The sequence below is a fragment of the Alcanivorax xiamenensis genome (assembly GCF_009846745.1).
GTDB classification, from domain to species: Bacteria; Pseudomonadota; Gammaproteobacteria; order Pseudomonadales; family Alcanivoracaceae; genus Alloalcanivorax; species Alloalcanivorax xiamenensis.
In genome coordinates this window covers 295,707-318,756 of record NZ_AQPF01000001.1, presented here as the reverse complement: position 1 = coordinate 318,756, position 23,050 = coordinate 295,707, and the positions used below count along the sequence as shown (strand labels likewise).

General features: G+C 61.7%; 25 protein-coding genes. 10 read left to right on the top strand and 15 right to left on the bottom strand.

Going from position 1 to position 23,050, the window contains the following annotated elements; all coding sequences use genetic code 11:
• Nucleotides 1–107: 107 nt before the first annotated feature.
• The gene (thpD, locus tag A6D6_RS01480; RefSeq protein WP_159659716.1) at nucleotides 108–1,052 is read right to left on the bottom strand and encodes an ectoine hydroxylase; all 945 of its coding nucleotides are present in this window, start codon (nucleotides 1,050–1,052) and stop codon (nucleotides 108–110) included.
• A gap of 193 nt (nucleotides 1,053–1,245) precedes the next feature.
• Here thpD and A6D6_RS01475 point away from each other — a divergent pair, with 193 nt between their 5' ends.
• Together A6D6_RS01475 and A6D6_RS01470 are read left to right on the top strand one after the other, a co-directional pair.
• Nucleotides 1,246–1,998 (top strand): SDR family NAD(P)-dependent oxidoreductase, encoded by a 753-nt coding sequence (locus A6D6_RS01475; RefSeq protein WP_159659715.1) that lies wholly within the window; start codon nucleotides 1,246–1,248, stop codon nucleotides 1,996–1,998.
• A 1-nt stretch (nucleotide 1,999) separates the two neighbouring features.
• Entirely contained in the window at nucleotides 2,000–2,920 is a 921-nt protein-coding gene (locus A6D6_RS01470) for a LysR substrate-binding domain-containing protein (RefSeq protein ID WP_080531761.1), read from the top strand.
• A gap of 147 nt (nucleotides 2,921–3,067) precedes the next feature.
• Here the strand turns inward: A6D6_RS01470 and A6D6_RS01465 are convergent, their stop codons facing one another.
• The 4 genes from A6D6_RS01465 to A6D6_RS01450 form a co-directional block, all read right to left on the bottom strand.
• On the bottom strand, nucleotides 3,068–4,375 hold the full coding sequence (locus tag A6D6_RS01465) for a TRAP transporter large permease (protein WP_133491028.1): 1,308 nt from the start codon (nucleotides 4,373–4,375) through the stop codon (nucleotides 3,068–3,070).
• Nucleotides 4,376–4,385: 10 nt separating this feature from the next.
• Nucleotides 4,386–4,943: a TRAP transporter small permease subunit gene (locus A6D6_RS01460; RefSeq protein WP_097059080.1), complete on the bottom strand. Its 558-nt coding sequence runs from the start codon at nucleotides 4,941–4,943 to the stop codon at nucleotides 4,386–4,388.
• Between the two features lie 91 nt (nucleotides 4,944–5,034).
• Complete coding sequence (dctP, locus tag A6D6_RS01455; RefSeq protein WP_133491029.1) at nucleotides 5,035–6,144, bottom strand: TRAP transporter substrate-binding protein DctP; 1,110 nt, start codon at nucleotides 6,142–6,144, stop codon at nucleotides 5,035–5,037.
• A 125-nt stretch (nucleotides 6,145–6,269) separates the two neighbouring features.
• Nucleotides 6,270–7,139 carry an HAD family hydrolase gene (locus A6D6_RS01450; RefSeq protein ID WP_080531762.1) on the bottom strand — a complete coding sequence of 290 codons (870 nt, stop codon included), beginning with the start codon at nucleotides 7,137–7,139 and terminating at the stop codon, nucleotides 6,270–6,272.
• A 189-nt stretch (nucleotides 7,140–7,328) separates the two neighbouring features.
• On the opposite strand from A6D6_RS01450, the gene A6D6_RS01445 reads away from it, so the two are divergent.
• Together A6D6_RS01445 and A6D6_RS01440 are read left to right on the top strand one after the other, a co-directional pair.
• On the top strand, nucleotides 7,329–9,047 hold the full coding sequence (locus tag A6D6_RS01445; protein WP_159659714.1) for a hypothetical protein: 1,719 nt from the start codon (nucleotides 7,329–7,331) through the stop codon (nucleotides 9,045–9,047).
• A complete protein-coding gene (locus tag A6D6_RS01440; RefSeq protein ID WP_159659713.1) occupies nucleotides 9,037–9,648 on the top strand; it encodes a hypothetical protein in 612 nt (203 codons plus the stop codon). Before A6D6_RS01445 ends, A6D6_RS01440 begins: the two co-directional genes overlap by 11 nt.
• 7 nt (nucleotides 9,649–9,655) lie before the next feature.
• Here the strand turns inward: A6D6_RS01440 and soxR are convergent, their stop codons facing one another.
• Nucleotides 9,656–10,117, bottom strand: coding sequence for a redox-sensitive transcriptional activator SoxR (gene soxR, locus A6D6_RS01435; RefSeq protein ID WP_133491032.1), 462 nt, complete (start codon nucleotides 10,115–10,117; stop codon nucleotides 9,656–9,658).
• Nucleotides 10,118–10,278: 161 nt separating this feature from the next.
• Between soxR and A6D6_RS01430 the strand changes: the two genes are divergently transcribed.
• Both A6D6_RS01430 and A6D6_RS01425 read left to right on the top strand, forming a co-directional pair.
• The gene (locus A6D6_RS01430) at nucleotides 10,279–11,238 is read left to right on the top strand and encodes an ABC transporter ATP-binding protein (RefSeq protein WP_133491033.1); all 960 of its coding nucleotides are present in this window, start codon (nucleotides 10,279–10,281) and stop codon (nucleotides 11,236–11,238) included.
• Nucleotides 11,235–11,996, top strand: coding sequence for an ABC transporter permease (locus A6D6_RS01425; RefSeq protein ID WP_133491034.1), 762 nt, complete (start codon nucleotides 11,235–11,237; stop codon nucleotides 11,994–11,996). Before A6D6_RS01430 ends, A6D6_RS01425 begins: the two co-directional genes overlap by 4 nt.
• A gap of 4 nt (nucleotides 11,997–12,000) precedes the next feature.
• On the opposite strand, the gene A6D6_RS01420 is transcribed toward A6D6_RS01425, so the two are convergent.
• Nucleotides 12,001–12,225 carry a hypothetical protein gene (locus A6D6_RS01420; protein WP_133491035.1) on the bottom strand — a complete coding sequence of 75 codons (225 nt, stop codon included), beginning with the start codon at nucleotides 12,223–12,225 and terminating at the stop codon, nucleotides 12,001–12,003.
• A gap of 87 nt (nucleotides 12,226–12,312) precedes the next feature.
• Here A6D6_RS01420 and A6D6_RS01415 point away from each other — a divergent pair, with 87 nt between their 5' ends.
• On the top strand, nucleotides 12,313–12,654 hold the full coding sequence (locus tag A6D6_RS01415) for a DUF3301 domain-containing protein (RefSeq protein ID WP_159659712.1): 342 nt from the start codon (nucleotides 12,313–12,315) through the stop codon (nucleotides 12,652–12,654).
• Between the two features lie 219 nt (nucleotides 12,655–12,873).
• Here the strand turns inward: A6D6_RS01415 and A6D6_RS01410 are convergent, their stop codons facing one another.
• From A6D6_RS01410 to A6D6_RS01375, 7 genes are all read right to left on the bottom strand, one after another.
• Nucleotides 12,874–14,802 carry a hypothetical protein gene (locus tag A6D6_RS01410; RefSeq protein ID WP_236563937.1) on the bottom strand — a complete coding sequence of 643 codons (1,929 nt, stop codon included), beginning with the start codon at nucleotides 14,800–14,802 and terminating at the stop codon, nucleotides 12,874–12,876.
• A gap of 376 nt (nucleotides 14,803–15,178) precedes the next feature.
• Complete coding sequence (locus A6D6_RS01400; RefSeq protein WP_133491037.1) at nucleotides 15,179–15,796, bottom strand: glutathione S-transferase family protein; 618 nt, start codon at nucleotides 15,794–15,796, stop codon at nucleotides 15,179–15,181.
• A 51-nt stretch (nucleotides 15,797–15,847) separates the two neighbouring features.
• On the bottom strand, nucleotides 15,848–16,621 hold the full coding sequence (locus tag A6D6_RS01395) for a mechanosensitive ion channel family protein (RefSeq protein ID WP_236563936.1): 774 nt from the start codon (nucleotides 16,619–16,621) through the stop codon (nucleotides 15,848–15,850).
• Nucleotides 16,622–16,810: 189 nt separating this feature from the next.
• Nucleotides 16,811–17,287, bottom strand: a complete 477-nt coding sequence (locus A6D6_RS01390; protein WP_133491039.1) for a peroxiredoxin — start codon at nucleotides 17,285–17,287, stop codon at nucleotides 16,811–16,813.
• A gap of 285 nt (nucleotides 17,288–17,572) precedes the next feature.
• A complete protein-coding gene (locus A6D6_RS01385) occupies nucleotides 17,573–19,642 on the bottom strand; it encodes a VIT and vWA domain-containing protein (RefSeq protein WP_159659709.1) in 2,070 nt (689 codons plus the stop codon).
• A 289-nt stretch (nucleotides 19,643–19,931) separates the two neighbouring features.
• The gene (locus A6D6_RS01380; RefSeq protein WP_133491041.1) at nucleotides 19,932–20,426 is read right to left on the bottom strand and encodes a hypothetical protein; all 495 of its coding nucleotides are present in this window, start codon (nucleotides 20,424–20,426) and stop codon (nucleotides 19,932–19,934) included.
• A gap of 34 nt (nucleotides 20,427–20,460) precedes the next feature.
• Nucleotides 20,461–20,946 carry a YajQ family cyclic di-GMP-binding protein gene (locus A6D6_RS01375; protein WP_133491042.1) on the bottom strand — a complete coding sequence of 162 codons (486 nt, stop codon included), beginning with the start codon at nucleotides 20,944–20,946 and terminating at the stop codon, nucleotides 20,461–20,463.
• Between the two features lie 121 nt (nucleotides 20,947–21,067).
• On the opposite strand from A6D6_RS01375, the gene A6D6_RS01370 reads away from it, so the two are divergent.
• From A6D6_RS01370 to trmY, 3 genes are all read left to right on the top strand, one after another.
• A complete protein-coding gene (locus A6D6_RS01370) occupies nucleotides 21,068–21,346 on the top strand; it encodes a type II toxin-antitoxin system RelE/ParE family toxin (protein WP_159659708.1) in 279 nt (92 codons plus the stop codon).
• Complete coding sequence (locus A6D6_RS01365) at nucleotides 21,346–21,639, top strand: HigA family addiction module antitoxin (RefSeq protein ID WP_014996637.1); 294 nt, start codon at nucleotides 21,346–21,348, stop codon at nucleotides 21,637–21,639. The genes A6D6_RS01370 and A6D6_RS01365 overlap by 1 nt, the downstream gene beginning before the upstream one ends.
• A gap of 95 nt (nucleotides 21,640–21,734) precedes the next feature.
• Nucleotides 21,735–22,334, top strand: coding sequence for a tRNA (pseudouridine(54)-N(1))-methyltransferase TrmY (trmY, locus tag A6D6_RS01360; RefSeq protein WP_133491043.1), 600 nt, complete (start codon nucleotides 21,735–21,737; stop codon nucleotides 22,332–22,334).
• Nucleotides 22,335–22,346: 12 nt separating this feature from the next.
• Here the strand turns inward: trmY and tmpT are convergent, their stop codons facing one another.
• Nucleotides 22,347–23,006 (bottom strand): thiopurine S-methyltransferase, encoded by a 660-nt coding sequence (tmpT, locus tag A6D6_RS01355; protein ID WP_133491044.1) that lies wholly within the window; start codon nucleotides 23,004–23,006, stop codon nucleotides 22,347–22,349.
• Between the last annotated feature and the right edge of the window lie 44 nt (nucleotides 23,007–23,050).

Genomic DNA, 23,050 nt, shown 5'->3' with positions numbered 1-23,050 from the left:
GAAGCTTGCTGGCAAGCGAATGAACAACGGCCCCGAGGCATTCGCGGCCAAGGCCGCTTCCCACGGCAATGAACTACGAAGTCGCCCTGTGGGAACTTGGTCCGGCATCAGAGGTCCGGCGCCCATTCCCGATCCGGGTGGTGGGCCAGAAACTCCGGGCGCCGGCGGCGCGCGGCGAACGGCGCCCGGCAACGATTGTCACGGCGGTTATAGACAAAAAACACATTGCTGCGCGGGTCCGGCGACATATTGGCGTTGGAACCGTGCAGCGTGTTGCAGTCGAACAGCAGCAGACCACCGGCGGCGCCGGTGGGTGCCTCGATACCATGCCGCCGGATCAACTCCGCCAGCACCGCCTCGCCGGGAACACCGATCTCCTGCCGTCGCAATGATTGTTCATGATGATTTTCCGGGGTTTCACCGACACAGGGTACGAACACTTTGTGCGAGCCGGGGATCAGCATCAGAGGGCCGTTGAAAGTGTGATTGTCGGTGAGCACGATGGAGGCGCTGACCGCGCGCATGGCCGGCATGCCGTCTTCCGCGTGCCAGGTCTCGAAGTCCGAATGCCAGTTGAACCCCTTGCCCTTGAAGCCGGGTTTGTAGTTGATCCGGGACTGATGCACATAGGGTTCACCGCCCAGAATCTGGCGGGCCCGCCCGATAAGGCGCGGATCCTCCGCCAGTTGGCGGAAACGCCCGGACAGAAAGTGCACCGCGAACAGCGACCGGATTTCCTGGCTCTCCGGCTCGGTGATGGTGAAAGGACGCCCGCGAAACGACGGCGTGTTCATCAGTGACGACATTTCGCGTCGCAGCGCCCGGACTTCTTCCGTATCAAGAAAACCAGGTTCGAACAGGAAACCCCGCGTCTCGAAAGCGTCCAGTTGTTGCGCCGAAAGAGGGCCTTGATCGGGGTCGCCTTTGACCACCGCTTCGCGGCGTTGCAGCCAGGGCTGGTCCGGCGTTCGCGCCAGACGAGTGGGATAAGGGTCCGCTGGTGAGCGGGGCGTATATTGAACAGATTGACGTGATAGCGTCGGTGCTGACATCAAATCACCTCCGGGATTCGCGATCAGTTCCAGCGCGGCGGCACGATCCGCCTGTTGACTGGGTGTTCAAGGATTTTGTCCATGACGTGGTGAGGGATGGTGGTGATCAAAAGGGAAATTTCAAGGCTTTCGGCGTACAGTACCCCTTTGTTCGGCCCGGTTTGGCCGACATCAACGGGAACGGGAGAAAGCCATGGGATTCGATTTCAACCACACGCGCGTGGTGGTGGCTGGCGGCAGCCGTGGCATCGGCCGCGCCATCGCCTTGGCGTTCGCGGCGGCCGGAGCCCGGGTCTCGGTCTGCGCCCGTGGCGCCGAGACGCTGGGTGCCTTGCGCCAGGACGCCGCCGCCAAGGGGTGGGAACTGCATGTGGCCACCTGCGACCTGGGCGACAAGACCGCTATCGACGGCTACATCCGTGACGCGGCGCAAGCTCTCGGCGGGCTCGACGTGCTGGTCAATTGCGCGTCGGCGTTCGGTCGCGGCGACGACGAGAGCGGCTGGGGCATGAGCGTGAACGTGGATCTGATGGGCACGGTCCGCGCCTGTCACGCCAGCCTGCCGTATCTGCGCGAATCCTCCCGGGCGGCGATCATCAACCTGACCTCCATCGCCCAATTCCATCCTTCCGTGCGCACCGCCCCCTATGCCGCGGTAAAGGCGGCGGTGAGCCACTACACCAGCAGCCTGGCGTTGCGGCTGGCCGGCGACGGTATCCGCGTCAACGCGGTGGCGCCAGGGTCAGTGGAATTTCCCGGCGGAGTCTGGGACGACGCCCGCCGCGATAATCCGACGCTGTATCAAAATATCCTGGCCGGCATCCCGTTCGGCCGCTTTGGCGCGCCGGATGACATCGCCGAACCGGTGCTGTTCCTGGCTTCCCCGCAGGCGCGCTGGATCACCGGCCAGACGCTGGCGGTGGACGGCGGCCAGTTGCTCAGCTGAGATGGCCAACTCCACGCAGCGGCTGTTCTTCGACCTGGTGGACCTGCGCCTGTTCATCAATATCGCCGAAGCCAACAGCCTGACCCGTGGCGCCGAACGCTCCTGCCTGTCCCTGGCGGCGGCGAGCATGCGCATCAAGAATCTGGAAGATGCCATCGGTACCCGTCTGCTCAATCGCGCCAGCCAGGGCGTGACGCTCACTCCCGCCGGCCAGGCCATGTTGCGCAACGCCTTGCGCATCCTGCAACAAAGCGAGCGCCTGCTCGGCGATTTGGCGGAATACGGACAAGGGGTCAAGGGCCGGGTGCGTCTGTTCGCCAACACCACCGCCATGACCGAGTTCCTGCCCGCCGCGCTGGGCCGATTCTTGTCCGACCATCCACGGGTGGATATGGATCTGCAGGAGCGGCTCAGCCACGATATCGTCAAGGCGGTCCAGGACGGCGCCACCGACATTGGCATCGTCGCCGGCTCGGTGTCCACCGAAGGCCTGCAGGCGCTTCCCTATCACGGCGACCGGCTGGTGCTGACCACCGCCTTGAACCATCCCCTGGCCAGCCGCGCGCGACTGGCCTTCAAGGAAGCGCTGGGCCACGACTTCGTGTCCCTTCACTCCGGCAGTGCCATCCACACCTTTATGGCCCAGGTGGCCAGCGAGTTGGGCCTGGATACCCAGATCCGTGTCCAGGTTTCCAGTTTCGACGCGCTGTGCCGCATGGTGGAAGCGAACGCCGGCATCGGTCTGCTGCCCCGCTCCGCGGCGCGCCGGCTGGCCCGGTCCATGGATATCCATGTCATCGAACTGTCCGACGCCTGGGCCGAACGGGAGATGAAAATCTGTGTGCGGGAGCTGGAAGCATTACCGACCTTCGCCCGCGAGTTGGTGGACTACCTGCTGGCGACGCCGGGACCGGGGGCTTAACGGAATTGGAGATATGAATTCACGCCGTATTCGCGAGCAAGCACGCTTCCCGCAGCAACGGCCACGGAGCCGCTGTGGGAGCTGCCTTGGCGGCGAATCGGCTTGCAGCCACCCCCAGCGTGTGCGTTATGCGATACTTGTTTTTTCTCAGCCCACCAGATTCGGCAACCATAGCGCCAGCTGCGGGAAGCTGCCCAGCAGCAGCAACAGCAGCGCTTCACACAGCAGGAACCAGAGCAGCCCCTTGAACACGGTGCCCAAAGCCACCTGGTCACCCACCACGCTCTTCACCACGTAGACGTTCATGCCTACCGGCGGCGTCAGCAGTCCGACCTCGATCAGCTTCACCACCAGCACGCCGATCCAGATCAGATCCATGTTCAGGGCATGGAATACTGGCAGGAACACCGGCAGGGTCAGCAGCATCACCCCCAGCGGATCGAGGAACATACCCAGTACCAGGTAAACCAGTACCAGTGCCAGCAAGGCCCAGGCCACGGTCATATCCATGGACGTCACCAGTTCCACCAGCCCGGTGGACAAACCGGCCATGGCCAGGAAACGGGTCAGCATGACCGCGCCGATGGCGATGAAGAAAATCGATGCGGTGGTACGCAGAGCTTCCGCCAGCGACGCGCAAAAGGCACGCCAGGGCAAACGCCGTTGCAGCAGCGCAATGGCCAGTGTCATGGCGGCTCCGAGAGCCCCGGCTTCGGTGGGGCTGGCGACACCGCCGTAGATACTGCCGAGCACGCCCAGCACCAACAACGGCAATGGCCATACCGCGCGCAGACTGGCCATGCGTTCCGCCCAGCTCACCTGCTCATGCCGTTGCGGCGCCAACTTCGGATTGAGCCAGCAGCGGATCACGATCATGGAGGCGAAAAAAACGGCGGTGAGCAGACCGGGAATCACTCCGGCGAGGAACAGCTTGCTGATCGATTGCTCGGTGTACCAGCCATAGATGATGAACAGGATCGAGGGCGGAATCAGCGCCCCAAGGGTACCGGACGCGGCCACGGTGCCGGTGGCGAGCCCTCGGTCATAGCCATAGCGGAGCATCTCCGGAATCGCCAGTCTCCCCATGGAGGCGGTGGTGGCCATGGAGGAGCCGGATACCGCGGCGAAACCGGCGGAGCCGAAGTTGGTCGCCAGGGCGAGCCCGCCGGGCACCCGCATCAGCCAGAGCCGGGCGGCGTCGTAAAGCAGCCGGGTCAGGCCGGAATGGTAAGCGAACGCCCCCATCAGCAGAAACATGGGCACCGCCGACAGGGTCCAGCTGGCGCCGAATTCATAGGGCATGGCACGCAGCATGCCCAGCGCCGGGTCGACCCCCCTCAGGGCAACGATTCCCCCCAGGGATACCACGCCCAGGGACACCGCAATGGGCACACGCAAAGCCATGAGCAGCAGCAGAATGCCGACGCCGCTCAGGCCGATCATCATATCGGTCATGACAAATTCCTCAGGCCACGGTGTCGTCTTGGTCCCACGCGGAGAACGGATTGATCGGCTCCAGTGAGCGTTGACCGGCAACGAGCATGATCAGGTCATCCACCGCGTGCAGCAGGAACAGTGCCGCCATCAGCAGACCGCCAGCGGGTACCAGCCAACGGGCCGGCCACACCACGATCTCGCCAACACCGGCGGTCCAGGTTTCACCGATCAGGGTCATATCCCAGGCTTCCAGCGCCCCCATCCAGATCAGGACGCCGACGTAAACCAACGCCACCACGTTACCGAGCAGATCGAGCCCGGCTAGCGGGCGCTCGCCCATATGCCGGGTAAACAGCTCCACGGTGATGTGATCACGGGTATAGGTCAGCAGCCCCAGGGGCAGGAAAATCAACGCCACCATGTAGTAGTTGGCGACCAGTTCCAGGGTGCCATCGATGGGGTGGTTGGCGAGCCAGCGCAACAACACATCCAGCGTCACCTGACCCATCATCACCAGCATGGCGCAGGCGGCGATCAGGGCGAACCCCTGCACCAACCGCATCAGCAGACGGTCGAGAGCCTTCATTGTATTTCCTTAAAAAAGAGGCTTGAAAGGGCGTCTTGAAAAGGGAGGACACGGCGGCCACCGGTGAAGGCGCCGCCCGTCGCTCTATCGGCTACAGCTTGGAGAAAATTTCGTCTTGCAGTGCCTGCTGATAGGCATCGTAGTCACCGTCCAGGTCGGCGACGAGTTTTTCCCATTTGCTCAGAGTGTCCAGGAACCCCTGGAGAAAAGCGGCCGGGTCATCACCGCCAACCCCACGCTCCTTGGCCAGCGCCAGCACCCGCTGGAATTCGCTATCGACATGATCGGCCAGCTTCTTGCTCTCGGTTTCGGAAGGCTTGGCGAATACCACGCCGGCGGCTTCGCCTTCGGAACGCGCCTTGGCGGAATCATCTTCGTAGCCTTCGGTGACGTCGCGAACCAGTTTCGCCAACTGGGACGAGATCACCGCGCGCTCGTCATCAGAAAGTTTTTTCCAGGTTTTGTCGTTCACTTCCAGGACCGTGGCGCCGTAATAGGAACCGAACGGCATGTCACTGACCCACTTCACCACTTCCTTCAGATTGAGCGTGTGCATGTAGGCCAGCGGGCCGACGTTGCAGTCCGCCTGTCCACGCTGCAGCGCCTGATAGATGTCCTCGGTGGGGACCGCGACGATGGTGGCGCCGAATTGCTCCACCCAGTTCACCAATGGCGTGCTGGTGGCACGCACCCGCTTGCCGGCCAGATCTTCCAGGCCGTCGAGCTGTTGCCGACATTCAAAGTGGTACGGAGCGGAACCATAGTACGCCAGCGGGCGGGCGTTGTGCTTGAGGTGTTCGTCCATGCACTCGGGGCATTTCAACAGGTAATACTCGTTGGCGGCGGCCGCGGCGACACGGGCGTCGCTTACCGCCAGCATCAGCGAGGCAATGGTATCGGTGGCCGGAATCTGGCTGGTGACCCAGGCCGGGACCACCAGGCCGGAGTCGACGATACCACGCTGAATAGTGGACAGCGTCGCCGGCCCCTTGGCCATCACGCCACCGGAATAGACGGTCAGCTTGACCTCGCCGCCGGAAGCCTCCTCCACGGCTTTGGCGAAAGGCTCAATGCCCTTGGCCACGGTGGTGTGGTTGCTGGGAAACGGAGAGGAGTAAGACAAATTGGCGGCGCTGGCGATACCACTGAACAGCGTCAGACAGAAGGCGGCCAAACCGGCCGTACGGGCAGTCAGAGTCATAGTGTACTTCTCCTGGGGCCCAAGCACGCATCCACGGCCCCAATCACTGAATTGTTGTTGTCATCACCGGGCCGTGCCGTCGGGCCGGCTCTATCACACTGCCCGCCCGGGCCAATGGAGACAATTCAGTTTTCCCTAAGTCTGCCTTCAGGAGGAGTGAAGGCCGCTTCCGCCGCCCGCTGGACCCGTTTGCCGTTGGCCACCATGTCACGCACCAGCCGCACCAGCTCCCCGAAACGGGTCACCACCGCATCCGGGCGGTGGGGGTGGCGTGGCGAACCGGGGAAGATCTTGTCCAGCCAGGACTGCGACCACTGGGCGCCGTTGTAGAACACGGCGGTGACGCCGGCTTCCTTGCCCGCGATCACGTCGGTGGTGCTGTCGCCCAGATACCAGCAGGTGGGACCGGGCTCCTGCCCAAGCCGTCGCAGGGCTTCGAGAATCATATCCGGGGCGGGCTTGCGGTGGGCCACGTCGTCACCGCAGACGATCACGTCGAACAGCTCGATCCAGGCCCCCTCCTCCAACCGGCTCAATTCGTGCTCCAGATAGTCCCTTTTACGGTTGCTGATGATGCCCATGGGGATGCCCAGTTCCCGCAGCCGGCGCAGTTGCGAGGTGGTATCCCCCTCCAACGCATGAACATCGTCCACGTACTTCTTGTAGCAGTCGTCGAAAGCCGCGTGGATGCGGGCCTTGGCGTCCTGATCCGAACCGAACAGGACTTCGAAGATATCGGTGCGCGAGATTTTGCGCTGGGCGGTGATTTTCGGATGCAGTCGATGGTGGTCACGGACGTACTTGACCAAACGGGCGTCTTCCAGCGTCTTGGACTGCTCAGTGGTCAACAGCCGGTCACGCAGGCCCAGTGCTTCCAGACGGGGGAGCACATCGTCGATGGCGTGATACATGGCGTCATGGGTATCCACCAGGGTGGCGTGCCAATCCATCAGTAGCGCCGTGGGCACCGCCTGGGGAAGCTGCAGAATACTCATGGTCCCTCCAACATCCGTTCTCACGCAATGTAAGGTACTCGACATCGCCATGCAGCATAGCATGCTCTTTTTACCTTTCCGGGACAGCAGCGGGTGGCCAGTGCGACCATCATTCAATACCATTCGCCTCGCCGCCCTGAAGCCTGCTCAAGGGCTCTTATTCACCGGGGCTGAGGGAGAGGAGCCCGCATGCGCATCACCCCCATCTGGTCCCGCATCACCGCCCTGCTGTGTCTGGTCGTGGCCGCCATCCTGGCGGGACTGGCCTGGACCACCGCCAGGACCGCCTCCCCGCTTTTCCTGGACCGCTATGCCCAGGCCGGCGTTGATCTCTTTTTTGCCGCCGTTCTCCTGGTCCTGGCGCTGACGCTGCTATGGCGCCGCCGTCTGCTCGGCCTGCTGTTGGTACTGGGCGGGGCTGCCCTGCTGATGCTCGCCGCCTCGCCGATAAGACTGGTACAGCAGGACTGGAGCGGCGAAGGGATCACCGTATCGCTCCGCTCTCTGCCGGAACTGGCGGGTGAAGGCTGGCGGCGTCAGTCCATGACCACCGAGCTGGTGAACTTCAATGAGCCTGCTCCCGGCCCCACGGCCTGTATTGAAGAGCGGGTGGAAGCCCGGGGCCTGTTTCGTTTCCAGCAGCGTTATCGCTGGCGCACGCCCGAGGCCCTGACCGAGTCGCGCACCGGCGGAATCGAGGAATGTCTGCGCTTCCGCCATCAATTGATGGCGCAATTGGACGGGCTGGAAGGCGCTCTGGTGAGGGGCGATGCCGACGGGGCCAGGGCCTTGCTTGATCAACACCACGCCGAGAAAGGCCGGCTCGCGCTGCAACTGACCGATGTGGGCGAGCCACTGCGCGGGGCGTTGGCGAAACTGCTGCACACCGATCCGGCCTCCCCGGCCCCGCTCACCTTGGCGGACATCGCTCTGGTGCTCGGCAGCCGGCCACACGTCCAGGCTTGGTTGCAGCCCGGCGACGCCCAATGGTATCAACGCTATGCCCTGTTCAAACTGGGTCTGACCAACCTTGTACCGGTGGAGATACCACGTGAAGACACCGGTTTCGGCTGGCGCGGGGAAGATCCGATGTCCGTCTCCCATCTGCGCGAGACCGGCGGCTACCGGGCATTCGACTACACCGCGGCCAATCTCCACTGCGACGCGGACTACGCGGGTTTTCTCAAAAAGCAAGGGCTCGCGGTGCCAACGGACAGCGCCGTGCTGCAGTTGTTTCTGTCCCGGCTCTGGGCGACGACACCGAAAGGCGCCACCGATGTGTCCCGGCGCATTATCAGTGTCAATCTGCCCAATTTGCCCAGCCAGGCGGAAGACTCCCGGGATTGCGTGGCACTGGCCCGTTTCTACACCGACCCGGAACCTTCCGAACAGGTGATTACACTGCTGCGCCGGGCCACCGGTGCCGGAGTTTTCAACCACCAGCAGAGAATGCTGGGCGCTGAAATGGACAAGCTGCCCCGGGAAGAACGTTTCAAACGACACAGCAAGGCCGTACGAAAAGTCTATGAGCAGTTCGAGTTCAGTGAAAAGACTCTGCCCCTACCGGCTATCGTGCCCATGTTCACCGCCGTGCTGACACCAAGACGGGACACCAACGCTCTGTGTCAGGCGCTGTACGTCATGCCCTGGATGGTGAGCCACGACAGCGCCCTGGAGACGCTCTACGATCTGGCCCGGCAATGGCGCGGCGAACCGATCCGCCTGGACATGGCCGGCCCACCGGAGGACGTCTGTCAGCTTGGCCTGATGCTGCCGCCTGGCGGCTTCAAGCGCCAGACCCGCGAGCGCAACCGGTTCCTGGAACAAGCGGAACTCCCCTGCAAGGTGGTGCTACCCGACGGCACCTACATTTACAGCGAACCACTGGAGTGCCGCCATGAGCGATGAGCGCACCGTCGAATCGCCCCTGTACCGCCCGGCACCGGGGCTGATTCTTGCCATTGTGGCGACCTTGGGCTGGACCGCCCTGACTCTGATGTCGCTGTTGCTGGATTGGGACTATGTGGCCCCGGGCTACCGGACCGTGGGGGATGACATTAGCGCCGCCGGCGCTCAGATCTGGGGGCTGCCCTGGCTACTGGCCCTGCTGATGGCGGCGTCCGTGATCCTCGTGATGATTCTGTTTATTCGCCAGCTGCGCGGACGGCGCCCGGGCCTGATCTTCACGTTGACGACGGGCCTGGCCCTTTGCGCGCTACTGCTGCTGTTGGCGCCACCGGCCGTGGACTTCCAGGTGCGTTACTACCATGGTCCCGGGGACCGTACCATGGTGCTGTTCACCGGCCATCGCACACCGCTGTTCCGCTACACCGAGAGCCACGAGGAAAGCACTTTGTATGGGGAAGGCGACGGAGACACCCGCCATTTTGTCTGTCTGACGGATCGCACCTGGAAAGTCGGCGTGATCCGGGTGAGCCGGAGTCTGTTCCCGATTCTCGACAAGGAGAACCAGCAGCACATTCTGGAAAGCCAATGCCAGGAACGGTGAGCCCGGTTCAGTCCGGGTCCACCAGACGGGCGCCGCTGCCTTCCTCCGCCAGTTCGTCCATGGGGTTGCGCAACGGGCAGGCGGACAGAGAAAGGCAACCACAACCGATGCAGCCGCTGAGCTGATCGCGCAACAGGGTCAGCCGTTCGATGCGCTTGTCCAGATCCTCACGCCACTGGGCCGATAGCCGCCCCCAGTCCTTGGCATTGGGGGTGCGCTCCTCCGGCAAGGTGGCCAACGCTTCGGCGATCTCGGCCAACGGAATACCAGTGCGCTGGGCAATCTTGATCACCGCCAGCCGCCGTAGCACGTCACGGGTATAGCGCCGTTGATTACCACTGCTGCGGCGGCTCTGGATCAGCCCCTTGGCTTCGTAGAAATGAATGGCGGACACCGCCAGGCCGGTACGCTCCGCTACCTGCCCCACGGTGAGTGCCTTGCCCACATTATCGGCATTGAGCCTTTCCATGATGCACCTTTGACCTTAACAATGCTTGAGGTTGTAGCGTTTTCTTTCTGAATTCGCAATACCGTGGTGGTATCGTCGTTTCTCGTTCTCGGCAACGCGGGACCGTCGATTTGCTTAGAACCGCTTCGACCAGTAACAAAGCCTCATCACAAGGAGCCCCCGTGGATACGGTTATCTCGGTCAGAAATCTCAACAAGACCTACGACTCGGGCTTCCAGGCCCTGAAACACCTCGACCTGGACATCCGTAAAGGAGAGATCTTCGCCTTGCTTGGTCCCAACGGCGCCGGCAAGACCACCCTGATCAGCATCATCTGCGGCATCGTCCGTCCCAGCGCCGGCACCGTGCTGGCCGGCGGTTTCGATATCCAGCACCAATATCGGGCGGCGCGCGGCAAGATCGGCCTGGTGCCACAGGAACTCACCACCGACGCCTTCGAGACAGTGTGGGCAACGGTGACCTTCAGCCGCGGCTTGTTTGGCAAGCCCCGCGATCCGGCCCATATTGAACGGATCCTGAAAGACCTGTCCTTGTGGGATAAACGCAATGACAAGATCATGGCGCTGTCCGGCGGCATGAAGCGACGGGTGATGATCGCCAAGGCACTGTCCCATGAGCCGGAGATTCTGTTCCTGGATGAGCCCACCGCCGGTGTCGACGTGGAACTGCGCCGGGATATGTGGCAACTGGTGGAGCAGCTGCGCGACCGTGGCGTCACCATCATTCTGACCACCCACTACATTCAGGAAGCCGAGGAACTGGCCGACCGTATCGGCGTGATCAATCATGGCAGGCTGGTACTGGTGGACGAAAAGAACGCGCTGATGCAGAAGCTGGGCAAGCGCGAACTGCATGTGCAATTGGCGGCGCCGCTGACGTGCATCCCCGAAGCCCTGTCGGCGCTACCATTATCGCTGTCCGAGGACGGCCTGGAGATCACCTTCACGTTCGACGCCCGTGACGAGCAAAGCGGTATCGCGCCGCTGTTGCGTCAACTTGAGGACAACGGCATCGAATTCCGCGATCTGCGCACCCGGGAAAGTTCGCTGGAAGATATCTTCGTGCACCTGGTCCACGAATCGCGCCCTGATGAAACCGCACCCGGGAGGGAGTCCGCATGAATCTCCACGCCATTCGCGCCATCTACCTGTTCGAAATGGCCCGCACCTGGCGCACGCTGCTGCAAAGCATCGCTTCGCCGGTGATTTCCACGTCGCTGTATTTCGTGGTGTTCGGGTCCGCCATTGGTTCTCGCATGGTGGAGATCGACGGCATCAGCTATGGCGCTTTCATCATTCCCGGGCTGATCATGTTGATGTTGCTCAACGAGAGCATCTCCAATGCGTCGTTCGGCATCTACATGCCGCGTTTCTCGGGCACCATCTATGAGGTCCTTTCGGCGCCGGTGTCCTATGTGGAAATCGTCACCGGTTATGTCGGCGCCGCGGCCAGCAAGTCGATCATTCTCGGCCTGCTGATCCTCGCCACCGCGCGGTTGTTCGTGGACTTCCATATCGCTCATCCGGTCTGGATGGTGGCGTTTCTGGTACTCACCGCGGTGACGTTCAGTCTGTTCGGTTTCATCATCGGGGTGTGGGCGGACGGCTTCGAGAAATTGCAGATCATCCCGATGATGATCGTGACGCCACTGACGTTTTTGGGGGGCACTTTCTATTCAATCAATATGCTGCCTCCGGTGTGGCAGACGATAACGCTGTTTAACCCGGTGGTGTATCTGATTAGCGGGTTTCGCTGGAGCTTCTACGGTGTCGCCGATGTCAACGTCGGCCTCAGCCTGGGCATGACCGTGTTGTTCATGGTGCTGTGCGTGGGGGTGATTCACTGGATCTTCAAAACCGGCTACCGGCTGAAGAATTGACCGGTCAGCGGCGATCCTGCCGGTCCTGGTCATCGTCGCCGCCCAGCAACTGCTCCAGTTCATCCTCGCTAAGGTAGTCCAGATCCCAATGGCTGGTGTACCGTTCCTTCAATCGGTGGCGGCCGCGATGCAGATCCTCCGGCTCGTCACCGGCATGGGCGGCACCGGAGCCTGCCTCCGGCGGCGCTGACGGGGGGCGGTGGAACCAGCGTTTCAACCAGGCCAGCATGAGCACCTCGCTTGGCTTTCCAGGAGCCATTGACCGTGCTTTTACCCGGAGTGAATACCGGGTAATCACCAAATTGACGGACATAACATGAATCTGCAACTCACGGACCTGCTTTTGCTCAGCGCCCTGTGCATCGCCGCGGCCCTGTTCTGGCGCGCCCAGAAGATTCGCGAAAGCGCCCTCCTGGCCACCCGCCGGTATTGCCAAAGGGAAGACGTGTCGTTGCTGGATGAAACCGTGGCGCTGCGCCGTGTGCGGATACGCCGCGATCCGGGCCAGGGCTGGTGCCTGCTGCGTTGTTACAGCTTCGAATTCACCGTCACCGGCGGCGAACGCTACCAGGGCGAAACCCGGATGCTGGGCCCCAGGGTGCTCAGCATTACTCTGCCGCCACATCGCTTCAGTCCGGAGAACGAACGCCTGCACTAGGGACAGCAGTGGGGCTTTGCCGGGCGGGGCGGCTGCAAGCAAATTGGCGCCACTGAGCCTCAAGAATTCGCTTGCCAGCAAGCTCCCACAGCGGCTCCGTAGTCCCTTCCACGGGAAGCGGGCCGTCCCATAACGATGGGACACCTTTGCCCTGCTTACCTCAAAGAAAACGCCCCGGGAATCGCTTCCCGGGGCGTTTCAATCTGACGGGTTATCGGCTTAAGCGCTGCACAGCACGCCCAGCAGCCCGCACAGAAGGCCATCGCGCAGACTGGCCAGCAGATCACCCAGGCCGGGAATGCCTTCCAGCGTATCCAGAACCGGATTCAGCAGGTTCTCCAGCAGACTGTCGTCGGTACCAGCCAGGGTATCCAGCACGGTCACCAGCGGTTCGCCGAGAGCCGGGACCTGCTCAAGCAGGTCGCCAATCGCCGGTACCAGTCCACCGTCAGCGCCAATCACACCGCCGAACAAGCCATCCAGGTCCACGTCACCAGAGGTCAGACCACCCAGCAGGCCGCTGAGCAGATCACCCAGCACCGGAATTTCTTCCAGCAGGGACAGGTCAGGCTCAAAACCGCCATCGCCACCCGGCAAACCGCCGCCAAGGGTGCCAAGCAACTGGTTCAGCAGGTCACCCAGTAGCGGGATCTGATCCAGGGCACCGGTAATGGTATCCAGCGGGTTGCCATCACCACCCGGCAGGCCGCCGTCGGCCAGGCCGAACAGGGTGCTCAGGAGCGGATCCAGCAAGTCACCCAGTACCGGAATCTCACCCAGCAGGCCGGTCAGGCCGGACAGTTGGTCACCGGCACCAGCCAGACATTCCAGCGGATTACCGGATTCACAGGTCAGCGCACCCAGGACCTGTTCCAGCACGTCGCCCAGCACCGGTACTTGGTCCAGCAGGCCGGTCAGAGCGTCCAGATCGCCACCGCTCAGACCACCCAGCAGACCTTCCAGATCCAGCGGCAGGCCGCCGTCGCCACCGATGTCACCGCTGAGGATGCCGCCGATGATGTCGCCCAGTACCGGAATCTCGCCGGTCAGGTCACCCAGCATGCCCAGGTTTTCCAGCAGGCCGGTGAGCGGATCGGAACCGTCACCCGGAACCGGCAGGCCGCCTTCCAGCAGACCGCCCAGCAGGTCGCCAAGAACCGGGATGCCGCCCACGGCGTCGGCGATCGGGCTGAGGCCATCACCGATGTCCAGCAAGCAGGTCAGCCCCGCCAGCTCGGACAAGCCCGCGGGCAACTCCGTGCTGCTTTCACAGATGCTTTCCAGACCAACAATGGAAGTCACGCCGGTCAGCACTTCCGTCAGACAGGATTGCGGATTGAAGGACTCTTCGCCGGTGGCCACCGGGCACAACGCGGTAGACACGGTATTCACGGTGGAAAGCAGCAGTTCGCCGCTGGCCAGGTTATTGGCCACGCCAGTCAGACAGGTCTGCGGATTCTGCACGTCTTCGCAACCCAGAATGCCCAGCACCTCGCCAACAGCAGCCGGTACCGTTTCCGGTGTGGTCTTGAGCACGTCGACCAGACAGGTCACAACGTTATCCGAGCTCGGACACAATTCCTGGGTCAACGGGCTGGTGCCATCAAGCAGACCAGTGATGGTGTCCTTCAGATAAACGCCACTTTCCAGTACGCAGGCTTGCAGGAAATCCGGGTTGGTAGCACTACCAAGCAAACCGGATTCGGTTTCGGCCACGGCGTTGGCACAGAGCAGCCCGAGAACGTCGTCATTACCCAGGGAAATATTTTCCAGGGCTTCGTTCTGGCAGGCCAGCACCTCAACCGGAGACAGCAGAGTGCCCAGCACGGATTCATCGTGACCGAGCATGGCATCCGGACATACGGAAAGGGTGAAGTGGTTTTCGCTGTCGATCAGCGTCAACAACTCTTCTTTTTCTTCCGGAGTCGGCTCGTCGGGATCGTCAGGGTTGTCGGGGTTATCCGGGTCGTCGGGATCATCCGGATTATCGGGGTTGTCCGGATCGTCAGGGTTATCGGGGTTGTCCGGGTTATTCGGATTGCCCGGATTGTTCGGATCGTTCGGCGTACCACCGCCACCACCACCGCCACTGCCACCACAGGCGGCCAGGGCGACCACCATCAAACACAGTAGCAGGCCTCTTGCCATGGACGTAATCATCGCTTCCACCCTCATTGAGTAACCATTGTTCGAAACATTCAGGTCATCCAGTGACCAGGGTTAAGCTCCCCGTCCCCCTGAAAACCGATGAACCTCGAATGAACGAATGTACAAAGGGTGGCTATGAAAAAATGTAGAATGTGATTTACGTCATGTTAACGGGGCGTCCCCAGGTAACCCCGCGGTTTCCGTTGTCAGCGGCTGTAACCAAACTGTGACTTTTGTCTCACAGATCAGGAGACCCACGTAACGGAGTGGAGCAAAAAACAACAAGATTGGCGCGCTCTGACCGGCGCGCCGAATGAATTTTTGCTTCAGCCAAGATGGCTGCCAGCCAGAACGGCCAACAGGACAAGACAGGGGATCAACTGATCTCAATCATCACCCGGTGGCGATACGCGGGACGCTCGGCCAGACGGTGATACCAGGCTTCCAGATGGGGCAGATGCGGGCGCTGGTCATCCAGCTCAAACCACGGATAGCTCAGGCAGCCCAACGGGATATCGCCCATGCCAAAGTCATCACCGGACAGGTACGGCTGTCTGGCCAGGGCCTGGTCCACCACCGCCAGTTGCTCGCGCAAAAACCGCAGCCCTCGTTCCATGGCCGCCGCATCACGGGTCTCCGGTGTCTTACGCACCCGATTGATGAACCAGTCCTTGTAGGCGCCCACCAGGGTGGTGGAAGCCCAATCCATCCATTTGTCCGCGTTGGCCCGGCGTTTCGGATCGGTGGCGTACACCCGGCCCGCGCCGTACTGGGCGCCGAGATAACGGACAATGGCATTGGATTCCCACAACACCAGGTCGCCGTCCTGCAGGCAGGGAATCAGGCCATTCGGGTTCATTTCCCGATACACGGGTTCGTCCAGCCCGCCGTACCGGCCACCGAGTGGTTGATGCTCCACTTCCAGCCCCAGCTCGTCGGCGCACCAGAGCACCTTTTTCACGTTGGTGGAATCCTTACGGCCCCACACTTTCATCGCTTTTCTCCCGGCCGGGCCGGCGCCACCAGGCAGCCGGCCACTCTACAATCAGCCATCCACCTTGTTCAGGTGCACATCCATTTGCGGGAAGGGGATGTTAATGCCCGCTTCATCGAAGCGGCGTTTTACCTTCTCGGTAGTATCCCAGAGCACAGCCCAGTAATCCGCACTCTTCACCCAGGGACGGCAAAGGAAATTCACCGAGCTATCCGCCAGTTCGGACACCACGATGGTCGGGGCCGGATCCTTGAGACAGCGCTCGTCTTCGGCGATCACTTCCTGCAGGATCTGCTTCACCTTGCTCAGATCCGAGTCATAGCCAACCCCGAACACCATATCCACACGGCGGGTGGGCATCTCCGAGTAGTTGACGATATTGCCGGCGATGATCGGACCGTTGGGCACCGTCACCACTTTGTTGTCCGGCGTGTTGAGGATAGTGGCGAAAATCCGGACTTCCTTCACGGTGCCGGAGGTGCCCGCCACTTCCACATAGTGCCCGACACGGAAAGGCCGGAACATAATCAGCATGACTCCGGCGGCGAAATTGCCCAGGGAGTCCTTCAGTGCCAGACCCACCGCCAGGCCGGCGGCACCGACGATGGCGACCAGCGAGGTCGTTTCCACACCCAGTTGATCCAGCGCGGCGATCACCACGAAAACGAACAACAGGATATGGACGATATTCCCCAGGAAGTTCGCCACGGTCGGATCCAGGCGTTTGTTCAAAAGCCCTTTGCACCAGTTGGCGATACGCTTCGCCACCCAGATACCGATGACAAAAACCACCACTGCCATGGCGAAACTCCAGGCGTATGGCATCAGGTTTTCATTTATAAATGTCTTGATCTGCTCCATGTACCCACCTTTTTCCTGAAAGCCGGAACTGTCCGTGAATGAAAGGACCGCATTCTACGCGATCCCGCCATTTCTGGGCGGAGCCCGGACCCGTGTTTTTACACAATATTCATGATGCAAAGGCTGTCCCACCGCCTCGCGGGGGAAACGGCCTTACCCCAGTTCGGCCAACACGGTTTCCGCGCTGCTCTTGTCCACGCCTTTGGCGTCCACGCCCAGATACTTCACCACGCCGTCCTCTGCGATCAGGGCGAAACGCTGACTGCGGATACCGAGCCCGGCACCGCTGGCGTCCAATTCCAGCCCCAGGGCACGGGTGAACTCAGCATTGCCGTCCGCCATCATGGTAATGTGCTCGGCGTTCTGGTCCTGCTGCCAGGCGCCCATGACAAAAGCGTCGTTCACCGCCATGCAGGCAATGGCGTCCACTTTTTCCAGCAAGGCATCGGCGTTCACCACGAAACCAGGCATGTGTGTCACGGAACAGCCGGGGGTAAAAGCGCCGGGAACGGCGAATAAAACCACCTTGCGGCCTTTGAAGAAATCACCGGTGGACAAGTCTTCCGGTCCTTTGGCGCCATTGGTTTTGATGGTGACGTCGGGCAGTTTATCGCCAACGGATATAGTCATGATCAGGTCCCGCTTGGTTGTCGTTGAAGCCAGGGCGCGCTCCGCGCCAGGAAATCCGCATCAATGTAGCATGCTATCCGTGACCACTCCCAGCATCACGGTTCAGCCCGACAACGGCGGGATGCAAAAACATCGCGGTCCATGGACCATGGGGCCTCATGCGTTCGCTGGCACGCTGATTCGCTGGCAAGCCAGCGAATACTGAGCAAGGCCGCGCCAGCGGACCAGGTGTTTGCGTGTTGCGTGTTTGCGTGTTTGCGTGTTTGCGTGCCAGCGTGTTGCGTGTCAGCGGCGCTGCCGCCACCATCCCCCCAGCAACAGAATCAGGAACGGCAGCCAGGCCAGCGGGCCGAAGGCGCCGCCACCACCGCCACCGCCCATGGAAGGCCGGTGGCCCTTGAACATCGGCTGCGAACCGTCAACCCGATTGGAGACCGGCGCCTGCTGTTCACGCTGGGCCTTGGCCAGGCGTTCGATATCGCGGCGTTTGGCGTTAGCACGGTCAATACCGTACTGCTGGAACATGTCTTCCCGCACCACCACCATGGAGGTATGGTTGGTGACCAGACCATACTCCAGCCCCAGATCGACGATGCCGTTACGCAGGTCAGCGTTGTCACCGAAGTTATTCAACTCGCGCTGCATCCCCTCAATCGTCGCGTAGGCCCACAGCCGCTCCAGTTCCGGGTTGTCGCCACCGCTGGCGGGAAACTCAAAACGGGTTTTGTAGCGCCGTTTCTCGCCACCGACCTCGGCGGTAAGCGTTACCTCCGCCGGGCCCTGCCCCCAATAGTGTCCCATCAGCACCATCTGGCGGCCCCGGTATACGGTGCCCAAACGTTCAGGGGTGACATCAGCGGTTTTCACACCGTCGATGTCCACCTTCACATTGTTCATGGCCTGGTGAGTGACCTTACTGGTGGCCAGCAGGATCTGCCCGACGATGTCATCGCTGTTGGAAACGTTCACCGCGAAGCCCTTGCTGGCGTCGGTGAGCGCGGTCAACATCGGCCGGTTGGCACTGTTGCCCATGACAAAAGTGAACAACCGGATGTCATGGGTCTCGAGCAGTTCGAGGAACTTCTTCTGATCGGTAACGCCAACATTGGCGACACCATCGGTCACCAGCACGATACCGGTGGGCCGGTCCGCGTCCAGAGGCCGCAGCGCCAGTTTCAAGCCGTCAAACAGATTGGTTCCGCCCTGGGGACCCACGGCCTGGACCCGTTTCACGTAATGGCGCACATTCTCCGGGTTCACCACCACATAGCCATTGGTCAGCTCGGTGGCGCGATCATCAAACAGAACAATGCGGAAACGATCGCCGGGACGCAGTTTGCCCAGCGCCTGACTGACGCCTTCGGTCAGAGTCGCCAGCTTGCCCTGCATGGATCCGGAAATATCCAGTACGAACACCCAGTCACTGCCGGTGCTGATCGGCTTCAGGTCGTCCCCCGGGGTCAGGCTCAACATGAAGGTGCCGCGTGACGCGCCGGCGGCCCGATAGGCCACCAGATCCACGCTGCCGGGCAGATCCGCCGCGTGACGCCAGTACACCGCCACATCCTGGTCAAGCCGGAAGGCCGTCGCTGGTGAGGCCGGGTCTTCCCCTTCATCAGGCACTGCCGCGCCTTGTTCCGCTGACGCCTTGGCGCCGGCACGGCTGTCCAGCGTCACTCGCCACTGCTGCGGCCCCAGTTGTTCTACCTGAGCCTGCGGATGCTTGGGCAGGCGCACCGCCTCCACCGGGTAGCCGGTGCGCAGATTCATGGTGAAGGTGAAGTGTTGCTCCACTTTGTCATTGGCGGTCCAGAACGCCATGCGTTCTTCATCCACGCCGCCTTCCTCCAGCGGATAGACGTAACGTCCGATACCGGTATCCACGAAGGTCGGCTGCAGATACACCAGCCGCACCCGGGTGTCCTGGCCCGCCCGTACCGGGCTGACGAACACGTCGAAGGTGCGGTAATCGTCCTTTTCCATCAGACCGGCGTCCCGGCCCGCGGCTTTCTCCTGCTCGTAGACCTCGCGGGCTTTTTGTTTCTCCAGCACCTCGCCGGTGACCGGTTTGCCGTCGATCCACACCGTGAACTCCGCCACCGCCGCCTGGCGCGGTACCGGGAAGCTGTACCAGGCCTCGAAATCGCGGTCGTGGGGGTTGTGGAACACTTGTTCCACCTCGGTGACCGCGTAACCGTCCTCCACATCCACGGTGACATGCTGCTCGCGGATGCTCAGCGGCGGCTCACTGCCGTCCGCCGGGGTCATCAACCCGGCCGCCGCCGCGATCTTCGTTCCTATCACCAAGGCCAGTCCCAGCAACCAATGTCCGAAGGTTCGTCCTGTGAGTGTCATTGTCATTCCCCTTATTTGAACGTTGTTTAATTTAGGCACAGGACGACCGATTTATTAAACGGTGTTCATTAACAAGATGTTTCGGACAGTGTTCAATTAGGACGATCCGCCGTCTGCTGGCGAATGGGGAGAGCCTCCAGGGAACCCCTGAAAAACACCCGTCATGCCGGACTTGATCCGGGATCTCCCTCTGCACGGGGCGTGATTCATGGGGGGATGCCGGATCGGGTCCGGCATGACGTTTTTCAGAAGTCCCTTGGCGACGAATGCGCGCTCGGGCGTGTTGTGTTCAGGAAGGGCGACGCAGCTCGGCGGTCACGTCATCGATCAGAGCGGCGAAATCCGGTTTCGCCACCACCGCCAGGATCAGGCTGTAAATCCCGTTGAAGACCCCCAGCACCACATCCGCGTGGGCCAGGCTCAGAGCGATCGTCAGCACCGACACCAGATCGACCACGCCCAGAAACGAGAAGGCCCCGGCCCGCGCCTTCAGTATGGCCAGTTGCTGCCCCTCCGCGCCCTGGCCGTCCTTGAGCGGCCGGCCGGCGACCGTCTCCGGGGCCAGCAACACGTTACGCAGCGGCCGCGCCACCACCAGCATCAGCGCCATGGCACCCACCGCCACCATACGCGCGGTCTCCGGCGGCGCCAGTTCCGCCAGGGGCTGAAAGCCGCCGTAGGTCACCAGCAGGAGCAGAGCAATTCCCACCGCCAGCGGCACGGCCAGCGCCGCGAACCATACCAGCGTTAATGTTCTGGCGGCCGCCGCTGTTGCATTGGACATGATCCGGTTTCCTGTTGTGAAAGGAGGCCCGCTTTCAGTCGCGGAAATTATTGAATTGCAGCGGCAGCTCCAGCTTGGATTCCTTGAGCATGGCGATCACCTGCTGCAGGTCATCCCGCTTCTTGCCATTGACCCGCACCTGATCCCCCTGGATCGACGCCTGCACCTTGATCTTGCTGTCCTTGATCATCTTCACGATCTGCTTGGCGGTGGGCTGGTCGATACCCTGCTTGAAGGCCAGGGTCAGTGAGAAGGTCTTGCCGCTGTGCACCGGCTTGTCTTCCCGGTCGGCGCCGGCGGCGCTCAGGTTCTGTTTCACACAGGCCTTGGCGAACAGCTCCTCGAGCTGGCGAACCTGGAATTCCGATTCAGTTTTCAGCGTCACCGACAACCCGTTCTGTTCGATACTGGCTTCCACGCCGCGGAAATCAAAGCGGCTGGCCAGCTCCCGGTTGGCGTTATCCACGGCGTGGCGCAGCGCCACCTCATCGGTTTCGGAAACGATGTCGAAGGACGGCATGGTTCTTTCCTTGCTTCAGTTGATTCCGGCCAGGACGGCCCCGCGGGAGATTATACGGGGTTTGCCAGAGGAGCGAAGCCAACCTTGTTGCGCAACACGCAACACCCTATAATCCATCACCATGATCAAATCATTCCGCCACAAAGGACTGCAGCGGTTTTTCAGCACGGGCTCCACCGCCGGTGTTCAAGCCACTCATGCCAAGCGTCTGAGGATGCAACTGGCCGCCCTGGATACCGCAACGGTCATTGAGGATATGGATATCCCGGGCTTCTCCTTGCACCCCTTGAAAGGAAAAGCAAAGGGGCGCTGGTCCATCCGGATAAGCGGAAACTGGCGCCTGACCTTTGAATTCAAGGACGGCAACGCCTATGTGTTGAACTATGAGGATTATCACTAATGAACATGCATCATCCCCCACACCCCGGTGAGTTCATCCGCGAGGTCTACCTGGAACCCCACGGTTTAAGTGTGCGTGCGCTGGCGGCAAAGCTGGATATCTCTCCCTCCTCGCTCAGTCGTGTCCTCAACGGGGCCAGCGGCGTGAGCCCGGAAATGGCTTTGCGCCTGTCGAAAGCCCTGGGGCGAACTCCGGAAAGCTGGCTGGCCTTGCAGGACCTTTACGACCTCTGGCAGGCACGGCAACGGATCAATCTGGACAAGGTCCAGGCCATCGATTTCAAGGTTGCCTGAACCACCAGAACCCTTCTCTCTCGCATGCACTTTGCGTTGCCGCCCCCGCCACAATCGCCGACACTGGCCGCCCCAGTCACCATGAAGCAACGATCATGAGAGCCTTCGTTCTGCGCGCCCGCGCCGCCCCCACCGACAGCAGCCGCCTGCGCGAGAGCGTGGGGCAGGCCGCCCATACCGAGATTCTGGCGCACAGTCTGATGAACGCCCTGTTCGTTGCGCAGTCCCACCGCGACGACGTCACCATCTACCTGGTATTGGAAAGCACCCAGGACTATTCACGCACCATCGCGTTCGCCGCTAACGATATCCGTGATCTCGGCGGTTTCCACGAACAGGCGTTACTGGACAGGATCGCCACCGCCCTGGATGTGTCCCAGGGCATGAGCAAGGAACAAACCCGGGCAGTGGCACCGGGTATTACCGTGAGTACGCTAAGTTTCGAGAAGCTGGTTCAGGACCTGGCCAGCAACTATCAGCTTTATGTCATGGACAAGAAAGGCGAGCCGATTCAGGGCGTGGATTTCCCCGGCAACCCCTGCTTTCTGCTCACCGACCACATTCCCATGCCGAAGAAGAGCTTCAACAGCCTCAAGCGGCTGGGGGCGGAGAAAATCAGCCTGGGCCCGAAAATGCTGTTCGCATCCCAATGCGTGGTGCTGATTCACAACGCCCTGGATATTCAGGGCGTGTGACGCCTCTCCCGCTCAAACGACCAGCGGGCTCAGCTTCCACGCCACTTGCACGAAGGACGTCACTCCAGCGTCCTTGAAACGATCCTGAGTCTCGATGACCTCCTGGCGGGCCAGTTCCCGCAAGGTGTAGCGCGCCTGGTAGCGTTGCCGCACTTCCTCGGCGAACACCGGGAACGGCGGACCCGCCATCTCCGCCGGATCGTATTCAAAGCTGATCAGCAATTGCGGCGCACCGCCGGACAGCTCGCATACATGGGGCGCATAGCGGGCACGCATGGCCTCGGGCAGGGCCACCAGAGCGGCCCGGTCATAGACCAGATCCACCGGGCCCAATTGCTCAGCGGTGAGCTCGAACAAATCGCCCTGGAACACCGTCAGGTTTCCGTGGTGCCAACGGCGCCCACCGGCCCAGTCGTCCACTTCGGGCTCCACACCCCATTCCTCGAACAGCTGGCGCACCGCCAGCTCGCTCAGTTCGGCGCCTACCACCCGGTGGCCTTGTTCCAGCAGCCAGATCATGTCCAGGGTCTTGCCACACAGAGGCAGGAACACCCGGGAACCGGCCGGCAAGTCAAAGGCGGGCAGGTTACGTTTGAGTACCGGGTTCACGAAAGGCAGATGAAAGCCGATTTCCCGCTTGTGCCACCGTTCTTTCCAGAAATGAGATTCCATGGAGACTCCAGATCAAAGGTTCCGTTGTCGCGGATCGCTCGCGA

Bases quoted from the DNA above. Each gene is read 5' to 3' on its own strand.
- A6D6_RS01395 (WP_236563936.1), bottom strand. From the start codon at position 16,621: ATGCCATACGCCTGGAGTTTCGCCATGGCAGTGGTGGTTTTTGTCATC.
- A6D6_RS01415 (WP_159659712.1), top strand. From the start codon at position 12,313: ATGAATCTGCAACTCACGGACCTGCTTTTGCTCAGCGCCCTGTGCATC.
- A6D6_RS01460 (WP_097059080.1), bottom strand. From the start codon at position 4,943: ATGAAGGCTCTCGACCGTCTGCTGATGCGGTTGGTGCAGGGGTTCGCC.
- soxR (WP_133491032.1), bottom strand. From the start codon at position 10,117: ATGGAAAGGCTCAATGCCGATAATGTGGGCAAGGCACTCACCGTGGGG.
- A6D6_RS01475 (WP_159659715.1), top strand. From the start codon at position 1,246: ATGGGATTCGATTTCAACCACACGCGCGTGGTGGTGGCTGGCGGCAGC.
- A6D6_RS01400 (WP_133491037.1), bottom strand. From the start codon at position 15,796: ATGAAAGTGTGGGGCCGTAAGGATTCCACCAACGTGAAAAAGGTGCTC.
- A6D6_RS01440 (WP_159659713.1), top strand. From the start codon at position 9,037: ATGAGCGATGAGCGCACCGTCGAATCGCCCCTGTACCGCCCGGCACCG.
- A6D6_RS01445 (WP_159659714.1), top strand. From the start codon at position 7,329: ATGCGCATCACCCCCATCTGGTCCCGCATCACCGCCCTGCTGTGTCTG.
- thpD (WP_159659716.1), bottom strand. From the start codon at position 1,052: ATGTCAGCACCGACGCTATCACGTCAATCTGTTCAATATACGCCCCGC.
- A6D6_RS01375 (WP_133491042.1), bottom strand. From the start codon at position 20,946: ATGCCGTCCTTCGACATCGTTTCCGAAACCGATGAGGTGGCGCTGCGC.
- A6D6_RS01370 (WP_159659708.1), top strand. From the start codon at position 21,068: ATGATCAAATCATTCCGCCACAAAGGACTGCAGCGGTTTTTCAGCACG.
- dctP (WP_133491029.1), bottom strand. From the start codon at position 6,144: ATGACTCTGACTGCCCGTACGGCCGGTTTGGCCGCCTTCTGTCTGACG.
- A6D6_RS01390 (WP_133491039.1), bottom strand. From the start codon at position 17,287: ATGACTATATCCGTTGGCGATAAACTGCCCGACGTCACCATCAAAACC.
- A6D6_RS01385 (WP_159659709.1), bottom strand. From the start codon at position 19,642: ATGACACTCACAGGACGAACCTTCGGACATTGGTTGCTGGGACTGGCC.
- A6D6_RS01365 (WP_014996637.1), top strand. From the start codon at position 21,346: ATGAACATGCATCATCCCCCACACCCCGGTGAGTTCATCCGCGAGGTC.
- A6D6_RS01450 (WP_080531762.1), bottom strand. From the start codon at position 7,139: ATGAGTATTCTGCAGCTTCCCCAGGCGGTGCCCACGGCGCTACTGATG.
- A6D6_RS01410 (WP_236563937.1), bottom strand. From the start codon at position 14,802: ATGGCAAGAGGCCTGCTACTGTGTTTGATGGTGGTCGCCCTGGCCGCC.
- A6D6_RS01465 (WP_133491028.1), bottom strand. From the start codon at position 4,375: ATGACCGATATGATGATCGGCCTGAGCGGCGTCGGCATTCTGCTGCTG.
- trmY (WP_133491043.1), top strand. From the start codon at position 21,735: ATGAGAGCCTTCGTTCTGCGCGCCCGCGCCGCCCCCACCGACAGCAGC.
- A6D6_RS01470 (WP_080531761.1), top strand. From the start codon at position 2,000: ATGGCCAACTCCACGCAGCGGCTGTTCTTCGACCTGGTGGACCTGCGC.
- A6D6_RS01420 (WP_133491035.1), bottom strand. From the start codon at position 12,225: ATGCTGGCCTGGTTGAAACGCTGGTTCCACCGCCCCCCGTCAGCGCCG.
- tmpT (WP_133491044.1), bottom strand. From the start codon at position 23,006: ATGGAATCTCATTTCTGGAAAGAACGGTGGCACAAGCGGGAAATCGGC.
- A6D6_RS01380 (WP_133491041.1), bottom strand. From the start codon at position 20,426: ATGTCCAATGCAACAGCGGCGGCCGCCAGAACATTAACGCTGGTATGG.
- A6D6_RS01425 (WP_133491034.1), top strand. From the start codon at position 11,235: ATGAATCTCCACGCCATTCGCGCCATCTACCTGTTCGAAATGGCCCGC.